The sequence below is a fragment of the Aeromonas sp. PI_26 genome, assembly GCF_027854445.1.
In the GTDB taxonomy this organism is placed as follows: domain Bacteria; phylum Pseudomonadota; class Gammaproteobacteria; order Enterobacterales; family Aeromonadaceae; genus Aeromonas; species Aeromonas veronii.
Genome location: NZ_JAJNOE010000011.1, coordinates 47,979 through 65,549, shown reverse-complemented (window position 1 = coordinate 65,549; position 17,571 = coordinate 47,979). Strand labels below are relative to the sequence as shown.

Sequence of the window (17,571 nt, the reverse complement as noted above, 5' to 3'; positions counted from 1 at the left end):
AACAATAACAACAAGAGAGGAAGCAAGCGTGCAAGCAGAACAGATTGTGTGGGATCAGGCCCTGATCGAAAAATATAACTACAGTGGCCCGCGATATACCTCTTATCCCACTGCGCTGGAGTTCAACGAGAGCTTCGGCTATCCGGATTTTGTCCGCGCTGCCGGCCAGTATCCCGAGCGCAATCTGTCGCTCTACGTGCACATCCCTTTCTGTCACAAGCTCTGCTACTACTGCGGCTGCAACAAGGTCATTACCCGCCATCAGCACAAGGCTGACGAGTACCTCGACTACCTGGAGCAGGAGATCAAGGCGCAAGCCCCGCTCTTCAAGCACCGTATGGTCACCCAGCTGCACTGGGGTGGCGGTACACCCACCTATCTGGATGAAGCGCAAACGCGCCGCCTGATGGCCATGCTGCGTGAGCACTTCCATTTCGCCGAAGAGGGGGAGTTCAGCATCGAGGTCGATCCGCGCGAGATTGCCATTACCATGCTGGATGTGCTGCGAGACGTCGGCTTCAACCGCATCAGCCTCGGGGTGCAGGACTTCAACAAGGATGTGCAGGTTGCGGTCAACCGCGAGCAGGACAACGACTTTATTAAAGCCATGTTGGAACGGGCCCGTGAACTAGGCTTCCGCTCGACCAACCTCGACCTTATCTATGGCCTGCCGCATCAGGATCGTGCCAGTTTCCACCATACGCTGGAAGAGGTGCTCAAGACGGATCCGGCGCGCCTCTCCATCTTCAACTATGCCCATCTGCCGAGCCGCTTTGCCGCCCAGCGCAAGTTGAAAGAGGTGGATATGCCTGCGCCGCAGGAGAAGCTGGCCATGCTGCAGGATACCATCGCCTTCCTGACCGGTCAGGGTTACCAGTTCATAGGCATGGACCATTTTGCCAAACCCGATGACGAACTGGCGGTCGCGCAGCGCGAGGGCAAGCTGCACCGCAACTTCCAGGGCTATACCACTCAAGGTGATTGCGATCTGCTGGGGCTGGGGGTCTCCTCCATCAGCATGATCGGTGATGCCTACTCCCAGAATCAGAAAGAGCTCAAGACCTATTACGCACAGGTTGCAGAGCTGGGTCATGCCCAGTGGAAAGGCTGCTCGCTCAATCAGGATGATCTGATCCGCCGTGAGGTGATCAAGCGGCTCATCTGTGATTTCCGCCTGAACTTTGCCACTGTCGAGCAGGCGCACGGGCTCAATTTCAGAGAGTATTTTGCCGACGATCTCAAGCTGCTGCAGACCTTCATCAACGATGGATTGGTGCGTATGACGGAGGATGGTCTGGAGGTCTCCTCCACCGGGCAGCTGCTGATCCGCAATATCTGCATGTGTTTTGACGTGTACTTGCGCAACAAGGCACGCCAGCAGCAGTTCTCTCGCGTGATATAAGCTTGTTTGCCGATTAGAAAACAGAGAAGGGCGCCATCGTGGCGCCTTTCTCATCTGTATTTTTGCTTAAGCAGCGGGTCGGGAAGGTTCTGGTAAGAAGTCTCTGCGCTGAGGCAAGCAATTGAAAGCCAAGCAAGGGGACGGTGAAATGCAGATAAAAAGATGGGGGCGACTTGCGTCGCCCCCGGTAGTCGTATCGCTCAGATCCTTGAACGAAGTTGCTCCCTGCAATCCCTGACTGTTTACCTCTTCCTTTAGGTTTCCCCTTCCCAATCCTTTGGGGTGTCCTTTAGCCATCTTGGCCTGACGAGTCATCCTGTCCCGTCGCACTTTCTCCGTCCCGGGAGGTGTCCTTTGCCACATCCTGTGGTGAGTCCATTTGCCCAACCCTGGCAGCCAGCCTTCCTGACCGACTTCATTGCGTCCGTGCATGAGTAACTATAAGGATTTTATAACCGGCTACAACGCCAGATTGGAAAACGTTTTTGTCATTAGCTATTTCGAAAGTTATGGGTTTCTATTTTTTCATTTATAAACAGCTGGTTAAGTTAATCATCTTCATGTTTTAAGATCTTATCTTCCGATTATCTCGGGGATCTTTTCGGCTGTTGGCTTACATCTGGAATGGCAGATCTCTTACGCGGCGTTTTGGTTGCTTCAGAAACAGATTTTGCCGTCTGATGATGGTCATTCGGGGTGAGTGGGCGAGGCACACAAAGAGCGGCTGAATGGAGAAATTATTAGCGCTGGTTGAGCCGCTCATAGATGGTCTGGCGTTCTTCAGGAGTCAGCGAAGAGAAGTAATGGGTAAAGAGGCGCAGCAACAGGGACTTGTTCATGCCATCTTGCTGGGTCAGATTACCCAGCTCGTCGATGGCCACCGTGCTCATGGAGAAAGTGGCTTTTTTGTAGCTGGGCTTCAGGTGCTCGCCACTCTCGATAAAGGCCAGCGCCGACAACGCCTCGTCACGATGCAGGCCCAGTTCAAGGCTGACCACCTTGGGTTTGCCCTTGGCGTAGAAATCCGCATCTTCGATAAATTCGTCGACGGTGAACTTCTTCTGGTGATGCAGCTGGTGCTTTTTCTTCAGATCGGCCAGACCCATCTCACACCCCCACTTGCAGGAACTCTTTGGCGATGGCCCGGATCTCTTCGGCGGATTTGCCATCCGGCTCGATCTCCATCACCGACAGTCCCTTCTCTTCGCTGTCGTCATAGACGTTGCGGCCATAGGTGATGGCGTTCAGGACGTCGACACCGAACGAGGAGCAAACCTCTTTCGCTTCCAGAATGCGTTTTACCTGATTGGGCAGGGCGGGGCACTGGGTCAGCACTACGGCTGCATTGAGGGTCGGGTTGACCATCTTGCAGGTGGTGATGAGATCTTCCATGTGGGGCAGGGTCTTGAGGTCGCGACGTTTCGGGCGCAAGGGGATCAGGGCGTGGGTGGCGACAGCCATGGTGGAGCGCAGAGCCCGGTTATCTTGCCCGCCGCAATCGACGATGACGTAGTCGTAGCGGTTTTTCAGGCTGAGCAGGTCGTTGCGAATATTACCATAGAGCTGTACGCAGTTGATTTGTGGCAGCTCCGGGTTGTCATTGCGCTCCTGAATCCAGTCAGAGGTGGTGCGCTGAGGGTCGCAGTCGACCAGTAATACCTCCCCCTGAAATTGGGATCTGAGGTAGACCGCCAGATTTTGTGCCAGGCAGCTCTTGCCACTCCCCCCCTTCTCTCCACCGACCAACAAGATCATGACGTTCCCCTATCCATGAGAAAACCGCTGATTTCAGTATAGGAGGGGCCTGTCTCATCACAAGGCGAGAGGAGTGATGCTCCTCTCGTTGTTTCGACTAGTAATGAACGCTGCCTCCCTGCCAGCGGCAGACATAGTCAGGCACCAGCATTTGAGGGGCCTTGTCGACATGGCAGACCACCATGGGCATGGCAGGGGCTCCTTCAGCCTGACTGAGGGTGGGGAGCGCAGAGAGCAGCAAAGTCGCGAGCAACAGCATGGGTTTCATCTTCATAACAACTCCTTGGTAGTGCCATTCCTGTGTGATCTGGATCACTTTCTGAGTTAAGTCGAGGTTGGCGCCAGCGCAAGGTGAGACGAATAAATTCAATTAATGAAAAAAGTATCAAAAGGCGTTGTGATGACCGACGAGGATGGCTGCCCACCTTGATGCGGACTTTGTGCATATTAAGTTGAACTGCACAAAGAGGTGATGACTTATAAGGCCGAGCCTGATGGGGTTGGCATCAATGCCATGATCTGGAACAAGAAAAGATTTATGCAGTGAATGTGGTCGATGTGAGTATTTATTTCTCCCGCATTCCTCCCGTCACGGCGATGTATTCAATACCTAGGGAGTAATATTCAAATTCTATTTGTAAAGTTATTTACAGTAATGATTTTTAACGGTTTTTGTTATTTGCATTTAATCACTCCAGTGAACAGGCATGAATAAAAAATGAATCAATCTGAAATATAGCAGGGTGGTTTTGCATGGTTATTCGGTGCTATTTGTTTGGAAAATGCGCAATTTGCTACCGGGGTCATAGATTGGATGGTGAATATATTCAGTTCTGAGTGAATGTGATCAATGTCTAAGTTTGTCGCGATTTGCAGGGTTAACCTCGGTCTCGAAAGGCAAGGGCAGGATAGAACATAAGCCGATTACCCTACATAAAGAATATCCCGCCTTAGCCACGAGCATGAATAGAAGGAATCTATTCAATCACTCGCAGGGACCACTGCTAGACGGAATATAATCATGAGCAAATTTTATGTAGGTTCTGAAGTTGGCCAATTGCGCCGTGTCATGTTGCACCGCCCCAACCTCAGTCTGAAGCGTCTGACTCCTTCCAACTGCCAGGATCTGCTGTTCGATGACGTCCTGTCAGTTGAACGCGCCGGTCAGGAGCACGACAAATTCGCTCAGGTACTGCGCGATCAGAATGTCGAAGTTTTCCTGCTGACCAATCTGCTGGCGGAAACCCTGGATGTGCCGGAAGCCAAAACCTGGCTGCTGCAACATCAGGTCTCCGACTACCGCCTCGGCTCTTCTTTTGCCAACGACGTGCGCTGCTTCCTGGCTGACATGCCGCATCGCGAATTGGCCCGCATTCTCTCCGGCGGCCTGACTTACTCCGAGATGCCCTACAGCGGCGTCAACATGGTAGTGGGCATGCACGCTCCGACCGATTTCATCATCGAACCGCTGCCCAACCACCTCTTCACCCGTGACACCTCCTGCTGGGTTTACGGTGGCGTCTCCATCAACCCGATGGCCAAGCCGGCTCGTCGCCGCGAGACCAACCATGTGAAGGCCATCTACCGCTGGCACCCGATGTTTGCCGGTCAGGACTTCATCAAGTACTTCGGTGACGAGGAGCGTGACTACGACAACTCCACCATCGAGGGTGGCGACGTACTGGTTATCGGCCGCGGCGCTGTGCTGATCGGCATGTCCGAGCGCACCACCCCGCAAGGTGTCGAGCACCTGGCTCGCAGCCTGTTCAAACATGGTCAGGCCAAGCAGGTCATCGCCATGGAGCTGCCGAAGCACCGCAGCTGCATGCACCTGGATACCGTGATGACCCACATGGATATCGACACCTTCTCCGTTTATCCGGAAGTGATCCGCAAGGATGTGCAGTGCTGGAGCCTGACTCCGGGCGGCGCCACCGGCATGAACATCAAGGAAGAGGGTTACTTCGTCACCGCTATCGAGAAAGCACTGGGCGTGGATCAGCTGAAGATCATCACCACTGGTGGTGACAGCTTCGAAGCCGAACGCGAGCAGTGGAACGACGCCAACAACGTGCTGACCGTGCGTCCCGGCGTGGTGGTGGGCTACGAGCGCAATACCTACACCAACGAGAAATATGACAAAGCTGGTATCACAGTTCTCTCCATCCCGGGTGATGAACTGGGCCGTGGCCGCGGCGGCGCCCGCTGCATGAGCTGCCCGATGGAACGCGACAGCATCTGATGAGACGGCGTGGCGCCGGCAGAAGCTGGCGCCACACAGAACCAAACTCGAGATTAACCACTATGAAAAAACCAACTGTCGTCGTCGCTCTGGGTGGCAATGCACTGCTCCGTCGTGGTGAGCCACTGGAAGCGGATATCCAGCGCAAGAACATCGCAACTGCCGCCAAGACCATCGCCCTGATCGCTCAGGAGTACAACGTGGTGCTGGTGCATGGCAACGGCCCGCAAGTCGGCCTGCTGGCCCTGCAAAACAGCGCCTATACCAAGGTATCCCCCTATCCGCTGGATGTGCTGGGTGCCGAGTCCCAAGGCATGATCGGCTACATGCTGATCCAGGAGCTGAAAAACCTGATGCCGAGCCGCAACGTCACCGCGCTGCTGACTCAGGTGCAGGTCGATCCCAAGGATCCGGCATTCGCCAACCCGACCAAATTTATCGGCCCCGTCTACGAAGAGGCTGAAGCCCGCACCCTGGCAGAAGAGAAGCACTGGGTGGTCAAGGCTGACGGCAAGTTCTTCCGCCGCGTGGTGCCGTCCCCGCTGCCCCAGCGCATCGTCGAAGGCGATGCCATCGAAACCCTGATTGCCCAAGGCCACCTCATCATCTGTACCGGTGGTGGCGGCATCCCTGTGACTTGGGATGGCCAGAGCCTGACCGGTATCGAAGCCGTCATCGACAAGGACATGTCTGCCGCCTATCTGGCCAAGCAGATCAAGGCCGACGCCCTGCTGATCCTGACCGACGCCGATGCCGTCTATCTGGATTGGGGCAAACCGACCCAGCGTCCGCTGCGAGTCACCAGCCCGGACGAGCTGGCCGGGGTCAAGTTCGACGCAGGTTCCATGGGACCGAAAGTCGAAGCCTCTTGTGAATTTGTCAAAGCGACCGGCGGCATGGTCGGCATCGGCTCTCTGGAAGATGGCCTCGCCATCCTCAAGGGTGAAGCCGGCACCAATATCGTCGCCACCCGCACCGTACATGCGTAATTACCGACATCTGTACTGAGAATGCGTAGTCAACACTACTGCCCGAACTGGTCTGAAACATATATAGAGAGAACTCATCATGGCTTTTAATCTGCGTAACCGTAACTTCCTGAAACTGCTGGACTTCACCCCGCGCGAAATCCAATACATGATCGACCTGGCCATCGACCTGAAGAAAGCCAAATACGGTGGCTACGAGCGCAAGCATCTGGTCGGCAAGAACATCGCCCTGATTTTCGAGAAGACCTCCACCCGTACCCGTTGTGCGTTTGAAGTGGCGGCCTTCGACCAGGGCGCGCAAGTCTCCTACCTTGGCCCAAGCGGTTCCCAAATCGGTCACAAGGAGTCCATGAAGGACACCGCTCGTGTACTGGGTCGCATGTATGACGGTATCGAATACCGCGGCTACGGTCAGGAGATCGTGGAAGAGCTGGGCGCCTACGCCGGTGTCCCGGTCTGGAACGGACTGACCAACGAATTCCACCCGACCCAGATCCTGGCCGACTTCATGACCATGCTGGAACACGGCAAGGGCAAGCGTCTGGATCAAATCAAGTTCGCCTACCTGGGTGATGCTCGCAACAACATGGGTAACTCCCTGATGGTCGGCGCTGCCAAAATGGGCATGGACATCCGTCTGGTTGCACCGAAAGCCTTCTGGCCGGAAGAGGAGCTGGTTGCCAAGTGCCGCCTGATCGCCGAAGAGACCGGCGCACGCATTACCCTGACCGAAGATGTGAAAGAGGGTGTGCTCGGTGCTGATTTCCTCTACACCGACGTCTGGGTATCCATGGGTGAAGCAAAAGAAGCCTGGGATCAGCGCGTCAAACTGATGACCCCGTATCAGGTCAACATGGATGTCATCAACGCCACCAAGAACCCGGATGTGAAGTTCATGCACTGCCTGCCGGCGTTCCACAACGACGAGACCACCATGGGCAAGGAAGTAGCTGACAAATATGGCATGAAAGGCCTGGAAGTGACCGAGGACGTGTTCGAATCCGAGCACAGCATCGTGTTCGACGAGGCCGAAAACCGGATGCACACCATCAAGGCAGTGATGGTTGCTACGCTGGGCGACTAAGGTCGCAGTAGTGGTGCCGGGGGGCGACCCCCGGCTTTTCGACCATGTGACAGCGGCATAATACCTCTAACCCTACAACCCGCAGCCTGCATGGATACCACACCCACAGAAGGAAGCTGGACCATGACCAAATTCAAGTTCCCGTCAGCCTACACGATACTGTTTGTGCTGATCGCCCTGGTGGCCGCCCTGAGCTGGATAGTGCCGGCCGGCAAATATGAGATGACCATGAACGAAGCCCTCGGCAAAGAAGTGCCGGTGGCGGGTACCTACAAACTGGTGGAGGGGAATCCCCAGGGGATCGTCGACGTGCTGCTGGCACCTATCGATGGCCTCTACAACCACGACACCTATGAGGCAGGCGCCATCGACGTCTCCCTCTTTATCCTGATCATCGGTGGTTTTCTTGGCATTGTGACCAAGACAGGTGCCATCGATGCCGGTATCGAACGTGTGACCGACCGCCTGCGCGGCCGGGAAGAGTGGATGATCCCGATCCTGATGGCGCTGTTTGCCGCAGGTGGCACCATCTACGGGATGGCCGAAGAGTCGCTGCCGTTCTACACCCTGCTGGTGCCAGTGATGATGGCCGCACGCTTCGACCCTGTGGTGGCGGCTGCAACCGTATTGCTGGGTGCCGGTATCGGTACTCTGGGTTCCACCATCAACCCGTTTGCCACCGTTATCGCCGCCAACGCCGCGGGTATCTCCTTCACCGACGGTATCTGGCTGCGCGTCGCCATGCTGGTTGCCGGTTGGCTGCTCTGCGTTGCCTACGTCATGCGTTACGCCAAGATGGTGCGCAGCGATCCGAGCAAATCCCTGGTGGCTGACAAGTGGGAAGAGAACCGTGCCCACTTCCTCGGCAACAAGAGCGACCAGATGCTGGAGTTCACCCTGACCCGTAAAATCGTGCTGGGTATCTTCGTCGCCGCTTTCGCCGTGATGATCTACGGTGTGGCCGTGCTGGGCTGGTGGATGGCGCAGATCTCCGGTGTGTTCCTGGCTGCCGCCATCATCGTCGGTATCATCTCCCGCATGAGCGAGGAGGAGCTGACTTCCAACTTTATCGACGGTGCTCGCGACCTGCTGGGGGTGGCGCTGATCATCGGTATCGCCCGCGGTATCGTGGTGGTAATGGATAATGGCATGATCACTCACACCATTTTGCACAGTGCAGAAGGGATCGTGACTGGCCTCTCCACCATCGTCTTTATCAACGTGATGTTCGTGCTGGAAGTGGTGCTCTCCTTCCTGGTGCCGTCCTCCTCCGGTCTGGCCGTACTGACCATGCCGATCATGGCGCCGCTGGCCGACTTCGCCAACGTGGGCCGCGATCTGGTGGTGACTGCTTACCAGTCAGCCTCCGGTCTGGTGAACCTGGTGACCCCGACCTCCGCCGTGGTCATGGGCGGCCTGGCCATTGCCAAGGTGCCTTATGTGCGCTGGCTGAAGTGGGTGGCTCCGTTGCTCGGTATCCTGACCGTGCTGATTGTGGTCTGCCTGAGCCTGGGCGCCGTGCTCTCCTGAGGGATAACAAGCAAGATGAAACGGGAGCCTGCGGGCTCCCGTTTTTTATGGGCGCAAGAAGTGATGGGCACAAAGTAGCAGGCAACAAAAAGGCGACCCGCGGGTCGCCTCAGTGCATTTGGGGGAGAGAGCTTAGCGGGCCTGCGCCAGTGTGCGCACCACGGCGGCATGGGCCTGACGGGTACGGCTGATATGGCGCGGCGCGACCAGCACCACGTCATTGCCTGCGACGGCGCCCATGATCTCGGGATTGGCGTTGCGATCCAGCAGGCGGGCCACCACGGTGGCGGCTCCCGGAGTGGTGTGGATCAGCACCATCTGCTGGTTGTGTACCACTTCGCGCACCATGTCGTGGATAGAGCGGGTGCTGCCAGCGGGTTCCAGCTGCTCGTCGACCAGGGTGTAGACCTTCTTGCCGTTGGCATTTTGGGCCTTGGCCACGCCGAGGCGGCGCAGCAGGCGGGAGATGGTGGACTGGCTGATGTCGGCAAAGCCGCGCTCCGACAGCTCGCGGCGGATCTCTTCCTGGGTGCTGTAGCAGTGCTGACCGATGATCTGGCGACAGGCATCCAGCTGGGCCAGATCGGGCTCTTGGGCAACGGGACGACTGAGGGTTTTGACCACGGCGAATTCCTTTGATGATGACCGGAGGTAAACGCGCGATATCTGCCATAGCAGTCAGTTATCAGGCAAAAACACTGATAATCCATCTATATGCAGGGAATGAGCGGGCATTACCATCTTGCGATGGCAAATTATAGCTGACTGGAAATTCGGTGATGTGACAGGGTTCAAAAATGGGCCCCGCAGGGCCCAATCAGATATCAGTAACGCTCGCTGACGATGTCCTGAGTGAAGGACTTCTCGCAATATTTGCACTTCATCCGCACGACGCCTTTCACTTCGCGCACCCGGAAGTAGCTGTCTACCGGCTCGTTGTGGGAGATGCAGTTGGAGTTGGGGCAGTGGAACACCCCGGCGATGAACTCCGGCAGCTCCAGCTGGTGCTTCTTCACCACATTGAAGTCTTCGATGATGTTGACGGTCGCTTTCGGGGCGAACAGCGCCAGCTGGTTGGCCTGTTGCTCGGTCAGGCGGGTGTTCTCAATCTTGATGAGATCCTTCTTGCCCAGCGCGCCGGATTTCAGGTTGAAGCCGACGGTGATCCGCTCCTGGGTTTCGACCAGCTGGAACAGCTTGAGGATCTTGATGCCCTGGCCAGCGGGGATGTGATCGATGACGGAGCCGTGACGGATGGCTTCGACTTGCAGTTGGTTCTTGTCAGACATGATATTCCCCTAAGCTCAGACAGTTTCGTTCAGTACCAGTGCCAGCAGCGCCTGGCGTGCATAGACCCCGTTCTCCGCCTGCTGGAAGTAGCAAGCGTGGGGAGTCTTGTCGACCGCTACATCGATCTCGTCGACGCGGGGCAGGGGATGCAGGATCTTCATGGTGGGCTTGGCCCCTTCCAGAGTCGCCAGTTCCAGAATGAACTTGGCGGCCATGTGCTTGTATTCAGTCTCGTCGAAGCGCTCTTTCTGGACGCGGGTCATGTAGAGGATGTCCAGCTCCGGCATCACCTCTTCCATGGTCTGGTGGACGCTGAACTGGATGCCCTTCTCTTCCAGCTCTTCACAGATGTAGTCCGGCATCGCCAGCGCTTCCGGGGAGATAAAGAAGAAGCGACAGTTGAACAGGCTGAGGGCCTGGGCCAGCGAGTGCACGGTGCGGCCATATTTCAGGTCACCGACGAAGGCGACGTTGAGGTTGTCCAGACGGCCCTGGGTCTCATGGATGGTGAACAGGTCGAGCAGGGTCTGGCTCGGATGCTGGTTGGAGCCGTCGCCGCCGTTGATGACCGGCACGCGGGAGAATTCGGAGGCTAGACGGGCCGCACCCTCTTTCGGGTGGCGCATCACCACCGCATCCGAGTAGGAGCCGATGATCTTGATGGAGTCAGCCAGCGTCTCGCCCTTCTTGGCGCTGGTGTTGCCACCGTCGGCGAAGCCGATGATGTTGCCGCCAAGGCGCTGTACCGCGGTCTCGAAGGAGAGGCGGGTGCGGGTGGAGGCTTCGAAGAAGCAGCTGGCAACCAGCTTGTCTTTCAACAGGCTGGTGTCAGGTTCAGCCTTCAACCGTTGTGCGGTTGAGACTACCAGTTCCATTTCTGACCGGGTCAGGTCCGAAATGGAGATGACATGTTTCTTATAGAGTGGATTGGTCATCGTCTGCATTCCCTTTGACATCATTGGAGGTTTTTCGGGCACAAAAAAAAGCCCCTGAAACAGGGGCTTTTTTTAAAAATAACTGGGGATCTTTGGGGTGGGAACCGGAAAAAATGGGGCCGCTCTGGTGCGCACCACCCGTCTGCAAGGCTGTTTTCTGAATCAAAAACTGCATCGTTTCGTCCCGACCTTTTTCAAAAACGGACAGATTATAGGGCCGCTTTTTTAATTGTCAAAATTTTATTTCTGATGCCAATTTCAGCGTGAAAAACGTTTAAGTGGCGGAAACATGACGACAAATCCACACCTTGTGCGTCTCTTGCAGCGATTCCCCATCGCGGGCCATGGCGCGCAAATAACCGAGTCTGTGGTGCCCTTCCAGCAGGCAGTATGGTTGTGGCAGCGGTTGCCCGTTCGGGTAACTGCACCCCTCGGCGGGCACCAGCACGATGACAGGTTCGGGCCAGGTGCCTTCGCTCAGCATCTTCTCGCCGAGCCAGGAGCGACGGACATAGCGGTTGCTGCGCAGCATCTCGCCCCAGCGCTCGATCACCTCCATATGGTGGGAGTCTATCTGATCCACCAGTTGCGCGGTGGGCCAGCTTTCACAGGTGAACTGATGGCTGGCGAGATCGATAAAGCTCCAGTTGGACTCAAAACCGCGCCAATGACGGTAAATCCACTGGGAAAGCACATTTTCAGGAATAAAGGGCACCAGCGGCGCGACCCGTTCAAGATAGGCGGGCAGGGCCTCTGTCTTGCGTTCATCCCTGAAATTGAGGGGCGCCAGTTGTTGGAGCAATCGGTAATTGAGCATAAGTGGCCTCCCGGTACCTGATTTCACCCTACCCCCATTTATGTCCCATTCCTACCCCGGCAGGGCTGCAAATACAGCAAGTTATCCCGCTTTGCTGCACAAACAACCGCGACTTGTTCGGGATTTGTGCAATCGCATCGAAAGCGTAAAAAAAGCCTTTACCTTTGATCTCCACTTTGTATACTACGCCTCGTTTGTTGCAGGGGCGTAGTTCCAATTGGTAGAACAGCGGTCTCCAAAACCGATGGTTGCGGGTTCGAGTCCTGCCGCCCCTGCCATTTTCAGAAAGGCCAGCTCATTGAGCTGGCCTTTCGCATTTCCGGCGTTCGCCAATTTATCCCTCTCTCCTTTCTCTTCTCCTTCTTGCCGTTAGCAGTCCGGTGACTGTGGCCAGATTGATCTCGATGTCTGTCGCAAGAGCGTTCAATGTGCAGCAACCCGCTGTTTCAGGACGGTGACCAGCCGCTGGTGGCGGGCGGGGAGCGGCCACTCGGCGCGGTAGATCAGCCAGAGGGTGTCGATCACTTCAATGCGGCTATGGATCACCCGGATCTTCTCCTGCTGGGCAAAGGCGGTGACGGCGAAGCGGGGCAGCACGGTAAAGCCGAGGCCGCGGGCGACCGGCTCCAGGATCAGGCCGATCTGGTTGGTAAAGCCGCGCAGGGGGATCTCGTCAACGCGCTGGCCGGGGTAGCGTCGTCCCAACAGGCGTTGTGCCATGCTGCGGCCATCCGGATGGTCGATAAAGCCGAGCTGACAGAGGTGCTGCCAGCTCTGCTCCTCGCCATCGTTGGGAACCACCAGACAGAGGGGTTCGCGGGCGAAGGGCTCGGCGGCGATGCTGGGGTGCTCCGGCGGTTGATCCACCAGTCCCAGATCGCTGCGCCCCGCCAATACCGCCTGCACTATGTCGGGGGTGGGGGCGAAACGGTGCTGGATGGTGAGTCCGGGGTGCTCCTGTTGCTGGTCGAGCAGCAGGGGATAGAGCAGCAGGCCGATGCTGCCGGGGGTGGACAGGGTGATGGCGCCGCGGTGAGGGTCGTCGTCAGAGAGACGGGCCCGCAGCTGTTCGGCGGCCTGCGCCTGCTGGCGGGCGAAGTCGAGCAGCACCAGCCCGCGCGGAGTGAGCTCCAGCTGACGAGGCTTGCGCAGCAGCAGGGGGCCGAATTCGGCCTCGAGGCGCGAGATATGCTGACTGACGGCGGCCTGGGTGAGATCCAGCCGTTCGGCGGCACGGGTAAAACTGCCGGTTTCATGCACCACCACCAGGGTGTGGAGCCAGAGCGGATTAACCATAAATTTAATTTATGCCTTCCATTAGTTTGACCTTATTTTTCATTATGTCGCCCCTTCCTATCATATCACCTGTTTCCCACACACAATTTCAAGGTGACGTATGACCTATCCACGCAACTTCTCCCACATCGGCATCACGGTGACTGACCTCGACAAGGCAGTCGAGTTCTATACCAAGGTGATGGGCTGGTATCTCATCATGCCGGCGACCACCATCACCGAGGATGATTCCGCCATCGGCGTGATGTGCAACGACGTGTTCGGCCCGGGCTGGGGCTCCTTCCGCATCGCCCACCTCTCCACCGGCGACAAGATCGGCATCGAGCTGTTCGAGTTCCCCAACAGCGAGCAGCGCGAAAACAACTTCGAATTCTGGAAGAGCGGGGTGTTCCACTTCAGCGTGCAGGATCCGGATGTCGAGGGGCTGGCGGCGCGCATCGTCGCGGCGGGCGGCAAGCAGCGGATGCCGGTGCGCGAGTACTACCCGGGCGAGAAACCCTACCGCATGGTCTACATGGAAGATCCCTTCGGCAATATCGTCGAGATCTACAGCCACAGCTATGAGCTGACCTACTCCGCCGGTGCATATCAGGGGTAAGTGACAGGCCGCCTTAGGGCGGCCTGCTGCTTTGTTGTTACAAGAGTCAGTAGCATGGAATAGCGATCTGGTTCACACGAATAGCGCGTTCTATTGTTGATAGATGGGAAAATATACAGATTCACTAAAGTCTGTTCATATTGCGGCCGATAGCCTTTGATACATCAGGGTTTTCCCTGCCTGACACAACAACAAGGATTCGTCGTCATGACCCTCTCTCTGCGCGGCAAGCTGCTGGCCACCAGTCTTGGCGTAGTGCTGCTGATGGCATCACTGCTCGGCATCGTTGCCTTTCACACCCTAAAATCCCGCACCATGAGCGCCATCCAGAGCGAGGCGGTCAACTATGGCCACGCCTACTCGGTCGCCATCGGCGAATGGATGACGGATCGCAAGAACACCGTCCATGCGTTGGTCAACCTGATCAGCGACAACCCCCAAGCCGAGCTGGTGCCGCACCTGAAGCAGGCCTACACCTCGGGCGGCTTCGGGCTCACCTATTTTGGCTCCGCGCAGGGGGTGATGACCCGGCAGGATCCCTCCCTCAACACCGGCAACTATGACCCGCGCGAGCGCCCCTGGTATCAGGATGCGGTGAAGGCGGGGCAGCTCATCGTCACCGCCCCCTATGTCAGCGTCACCATGCAGAAGCTGGTGGTCACCCTCTCCGAGCCGGTACTCCATCAGGGGGAGCTGGTCGGTGCCGTGGGGGCCAACCTGGCGCTCGACAAGCTGATCGACGAAGTGCTGGCGATGAAGGTGCAGGGTGAGGGCTACGCCATGCTGCTCGACAGCAGCGGCCTCATCGTCGGCCATCCGCAGAAGGATCTGGCGCTCAAGCCCATCGCCGAGCTGGCGCCGGGACTCTCTGCCGCCACCTTCCAGCAGTGGGGCCGCGAGAACAGCGAGCTGCACGCCGCCACTCTCGACGGGCGGGATGTGCTGCTGGCGGTACAACCGGTGCCGGGCACCGACTGGCTGCTGGCCATGGTGATGTATCGCGATGTGCTGGAGGCGCCGCTCAGCAGTCTGCTGTGGGAGCTGGTGGGGCTGACCCTGGTGCTGATGCTGGTGTTCAGCGCCCTGCTCACCGCCACCTTCAAATACCTGTTCGCCGATCTCGGTCGGGTCGCGCACGCCCTGCACGACATTGCCCACGGCGAGGGGGATCTCACCGTTCACATCAACACTCACAGCAAGGATGAGGTGGGTCAGCTGGCCCAGAACTTCAACCAGTTTGTGGCGCGGCTGCACGGTATCGTCAGCCGGTTGCGGGATGTGACCGTCGAGCTGGCGGCCCAGTCCCGTGCCCAGGCGGCCGGGGCGCAGGCCCGCAGTCAGCGGGTACGCCAGCAGCAGGACGAGATCGTGATGGTGGCGACCGCGGTGACCGAGATGGCCTCCGCTACCCAGGAGATCGCCGGTAACGCCGAGTTTGCCGCCACTACCGCCACCGATGCGGTTGCACTGGCGGTCGCCGGTCAATCCCAGGTTGGCCAGAGTCAGCGCAGCATTACCGGTCTGGCGGACGAAGTGGCCGATGCCAGCCAGATCATCAATGAGCTCGACAGCCATGCCCAGAAGATCAGCGGCATTCTGGCGACCATCAGCGGCATCGCCGAGCAGACCAACCTGCTGGCGCTCAACGCCGCCATCGAGGCGGCCCGGGCCGGTGAGCAGGGGCGCGGTTTCGCGGTAGTTGCGGACGAGGTGAGGGTGCTGTCGCGCCGTACCCACGACTCCACCGACGAGATCCAGCAGATGATCGAGACCCTGCAGCAGACTACCCGTCGCGCCGTGGGTGGCATGGAGACCAGCCGTCAGCTGGCGGGTACCAGCGTCGAGGATGCCGAAGCGGCCAACCAGAGCCTTGCCCGGATCAACGAGGCGATCGGCTCCATCAGCGACATGGCGACCCAGATCGCCGCAGCGGCCGAGGAGCAGACTTCAGTGACCGGCGAGATCAGCCGCAATACCGAGAATATCCGCCACGTCTCGCAAGAGCTGGCCGAGCAGGCGGGCAGCGAGGCGGCGCAGGCGGCCGAACTCAAGTCGTTGACCGAGCGGCTGGAGCAGGAGATCGGCCGCTTCCGGCTCTGACATCCCGCCACTCCAGCAACAGAAAGGGCAGCCCGCGGGCTGCCCTTTGTTTTTTTACGGCTGGCTTAAGGGGTCTGCTTGACCCAAATCAGCTGGTCGGTGGCAAAGCCCAGCGACTTCGCCTTGGCGACCAGCGCATCCACTTTCGCCTTGGGCGGGTTGGGTGAGCGGGAGAGGATCCAGAGGTAGTCGTGGTTGTAGCTGGTCACCAGCGAGAGCTGGTAATCGGGGTCGAGGTCGATGACGTTGTAGCCGCCGTAGAAGGGGCCGAAGAAACTCACCTTGAGCCGCGCCTCGTCCGGGTTGCCGACGAAGTAGGCCTTGCCCTCGGCTTCGCGCCAGCTGCCATCGCTCTGCTTGCCGCGGTTGAGCACCTTGACGCCACCGTCATCCCGCATGCTGTAGGTGGCGCTCACCTGCTCCAGCCCCCGCTCGAAGCTGTGGTCGAGGCGGGCGATTTCGTACCAGGTACCAAGATAACGATCGAGCTGGAAGCCGGTAACGGGGCGAATGCCATCGGCTATCCCGGTACAGGCCGTCAGCAGTAAAGCGGTGAACAGGCAAAGCAGTGAACGCATAAGTAATCCCTCTCTTGTTATCCCTCAATGATGCGCAGCTGGCCATCCCGGAAGCGGGAGGCCTGATCCGTCGGCGTGCTGCCGAAGAAGCGCTTGTACTCCCGACTGAACTGGGAGTTGCTCTCGTAACCGACTCTGGCTGCCGCGGTGCCCGCCTTGATACCGTCATGCAGCATCATCATCCGCGCCTTGTGCAGGCGAAACGACTTGATGTACTGCAGCGGCGAGGTGGCAGTGACCGCCTTGAAGTGGTGGTGAAAGGCGGAGACGCTCATGTTCACCTCCCGCGCCAGCTCCTCCATGGTGAGGTTGTCGGCATAACGGGACTCTATCATACGCAGCACCCTGGCGATCTGGCCCACATGGTTGTGGCGATTGGCGAGCGCCTGCAGCGCCGGGCCGCCCCCCTCGGTGAGAGCGTGGAACAGCATCTCCCGCACCGTCTGCGGCCCCAGCACCCTGGCGTGCAACGGGTTATCCATCAGCTCGATCAGTCGCTCGGCGGCGCAAAACATGGTTTCCGACAGGGGGACCGAGTGGACACCGCTCTTTTGCGGCGCGGGGGCGGGCAAGGCATCGCCCAGCTCCAGCAGCAGCTCTTGCAGGGTGACCAGATCGATCTCGATGGTAAAACCGATAAGCGGCTGCTCGGGGGAGGCGAAGCACTCGCACTCGCAAGGGAGCGGCAGGGTCATCAGCAGATAGTGGTTGGGGTCGTAGCGAAACACTTGATCCGCCAGATAACCCACCTTGTGTCCCTGCAGGATAACGATCATCCGCGGTTGGTAGAGCACCGGGGTGCGGCCATGGTGCTCGGTGGTATAGATGAGGTTGACCTGTTTCACCGGTGACGGGGTGATGCCGGGGGCGGTGACGTGGCGGGTCAATCTGGCGGCGAGGTCGCTGTAACGGTTTTGCATGGGCGCTCTTTGATTCGACAGTTCCGGTTTTCGCT

At 58.1% G+C, this 17,571-nt stretch carries 18 protein-coding genes and 1 tRNA gene; 8 read left to right on the top strand and 11 right to left on the bottom strand.

The window, feature by feature from the left end; all coding sequences use genetic code 11:
* The first annotated feature begins 28 nt into the window (after positions 1-28).
* Positions 29-1,402, top strand: coding sequence for an oxygen-independent coproporphyrinogen III oxidase (gene hemN, locus LRL22_RS12995; protein WP_270905536.1), 1,374 nt, complete (start codon positions 29-31; stop codon positions 1,400-1,402).
* A gap of 740 nt (positions 1,403-2,142) precedes the next feature.
* Here hemN and LRL22_RS12990 read toward each other — a convergent pair.
* The 3 genes from LRL22_RS12990 to LRL22_RS12980 all read right to left on the bottom strand — a co-directional run bounded on the left by LRL22_RS12990 (position 2,143) and on the right by LRL22_RS12980 (position 3,431).
* Complete coding sequence (locus LRL22_RS12990) at positions 2,143-2,508, bottom strand: CopG family transcriptional regulator (protein ID WP_270905535.1); 366 nt, start codon at positions 2,506-2,508, stop codon at positions 2,143-2,145.
* Position 2,509: 1 nt separating this feature from the next.
* Positions 2,510-3,157, bottom strand: coding sequence for an AAA family ATPase (locus LRL22_RS12985; protein WP_005339716.1), 648 nt, complete (start codon positions 3,155-3,157; stop codon positions 2,510-2,512).
* Between the two features lie 97 nt (positions 3,158-3,254).
* The gene (locus LRL22_RS12980) at positions 3,255-3,431 is read right to left on the bottom strand and encodes a hypothetical protein (protein WP_005339717.1); all 177 of its coding nucleotides are present in this window, start codon (positions 3,429-3,431) and stop codon (positions 3,255-3,257) included.
* A gap of 747 nt (positions 3,432-4,178) precedes the next feature.
* Here LRL22_RS12980 and arcA point away from each other — a divergent pair.
* The 4 genes from arcA to LRL22_RS12960 all read left to right on the top strand — a co-directional run bounded on the left by arcA (position 4,179) and on the right by LRL22_RS12960 (position 9,002).
* Complete coding sequence (gene arcA / locus LRL22_RS12975; protein ID WP_005339718.1) at positions 4,179-5,399, top strand: arginine deiminase; 1,221 nt, start codon at positions 4,179-4,181, stop codon at positions 5,397-5,399.
* A gap of 62 nt (positions 5,400-5,461) precedes the next feature.
* Positions 5,462-6,388, top strand: coding sequence for a carbamate kinase (gene arcC / locus LRL22_RS12970; protein WP_005339719.1), 927 nt, complete (start codon positions 5,462-5,464; stop codon positions 6,386-6,388).
* Between the two features lie 79 nt (positions 6,389-6,467).
* Positions 6,468-7,472: an ornithine carbamoyltransferase gene (gene argF / locus LRL22_RS12965; protein ID WP_005339721.1), complete on the top strand. Its 1,005-nt coding sequence runs from the start codon at positions 6,468-6,470 to the stop codon at positions 7,470-7,472.
* A gap of 123 nt (positions 7,473-7,595) precedes the next feature.
* On the top strand, positions 7,596-9,002 hold the full coding sequence (locus LRL22_RS12960; RefSeq protein ID WP_042063764.1) for a YfcC family protein: 1,407 nt from the start codon (positions 7,596-7,598) through the stop codon (positions 9,000-9,002).
* 132 nt (positions 9,003-9,134) lie between these two features.
* Here the strand turns inward: LRL22_RS12960 and LRL22_RS12955 are convergent, their stop codons facing one another.
* The 5 genes from LRL22_RS12955 to LRL22_RS12935 form a co-directional block, all read right to left on the bottom strand.
* Positions 9,135-9,626 (bottom strand): arginine repressor, encoded by a 492-nt coding sequence (locus LRL22_RS12955; RefSeq protein ID WP_005339728.1) that lies wholly within the window; start codon positions 9,624-9,626, stop codon positions 9,135-9,137.
* 200 nt (positions 9,627-9,826) lie between these two features.
* Positions 9,827-10,291 (bottom strand): aspartate carbamoyltransferase regulatory subunit, encoded by a 465-nt coding sequence (gene pyrI / locus LRL22_RS12950; protein WP_005339730.1) that lies wholly within the window; start codon positions 10,289-10,291, stop codon positions 9,827-9,829.
* 15 nt (positions 10,292-10,306) lie between these two features.
* Positions 10,307-11,227: an aspartate carbamoyltransferase gene (gene pyrB, locus LRL22_RS12945; RefSeq protein WP_005339735.1), complete on the bottom strand. Its 921-nt coding sequence runs from the start codon at positions 11,225-11,227 to the stop codon at positions 10,307-10,309.
* A complete protein-coding gene (locus LRL22_RS12940; protein ID WP_270905534.1) occupies positions 11,208-11,402 on the bottom strand; it encodes a hypothetical protein in 195 nt (64 codons plus the stop codon). Before LRL22_RS12940 ends, pyrB begins: the two co-directional genes overlap by 20 nt.
* A gap of 99 nt (positions 11,403-11,501) precedes the next feature.
* A complete protein-coding gene (locus LRL22_RS12935) occupies positions 11,502-12,044 on the bottom strand; it encodes a hypothetical protein (protein ID WP_216976612.1) in 543 nt (180 codons plus the stop codon).
* 201 nt (positions 12,045-12,245) lie between these two features.
* Between LRL22_RS12935 and LRL22_RS12930 the strand changes: the two genes are divergently transcribed.
* A tRNA-Trp gene (locus LRL22_RS12930) sits at positions 12,246-12,322 on the top strand.
* A gap of 145 nt (positions 12,323-12,467) precedes the next feature.
* Here the strand turns inward: LRL22_RS12930 and LRL22_RS12925 are convergent.
* Complete coding sequence (locus LRL22_RS12925) at positions 12,468-13,340, bottom strand: LysR family transcriptional regulator (protein ID WP_216976615.1); 873 nt, start codon at positions 13,338-13,340, stop codon at positions 12,468-12,470.
* A gap of 100 nt (positions 13,341-13,440) precedes the next feature.
* On the opposite strand from LRL22_RS12925, the gene LRL22_RS12920 reads away from it, so the two are divergent.
* Positions 13,441-13,938, top strand: a complete 498-nt coding sequence (locus LRL22_RS12920) for a lactoylglutathione lyase family protein (protein ID WP_216976617.1) — start codon at positions 13,441-13,443, stop codon at positions 13,936-13,938.
* Between the two features lie 207 nt (positions 13,939-14,145).
* Positions 14,146-16,038: a methyl-accepting chemotaxis protein gene (locus LRL22_RS12915; RefSeq protein ID WP_216976618.1), complete on the top strand. Its 1,893-nt coding sequence runs from the start codon at positions 14,146-14,148 to the stop codon at positions 16,036-16,038.
* A gap of 65 nt (positions 16,039-16,103) precedes the next feature.
* Here LRL22_RS12915 and LRL22_RS12910 read toward each other — a convergent pair whose 3' ends face one another.
* Together LRL22_RS12910 and LRL22_RS12905 are read right to left on the bottom strand one after the other, a co-directional pair.
* A complete protein-coding gene (locus tag LRL22_RS12910; protein ID WP_127007115.1) occupies positions 16,104-16,616 on the bottom strand; it encodes a lipocalin family protein in 513 nt (170 codons plus the stop codon).
* 17 nt (positions 16,617-16,633) lie between these two features.
* A complete protein-coding gene (locus tag LRL22_RS12905; RefSeq protein ID WP_019446575.1) occupies positions 16,634-17,536 on the bottom strand; it encodes an AraC family transcriptional regulator in 903 nt (300 codons plus the stop codon).
* Between the last annotated feature and the right edge of the window lie 35 nt (positions 17,537-17,571).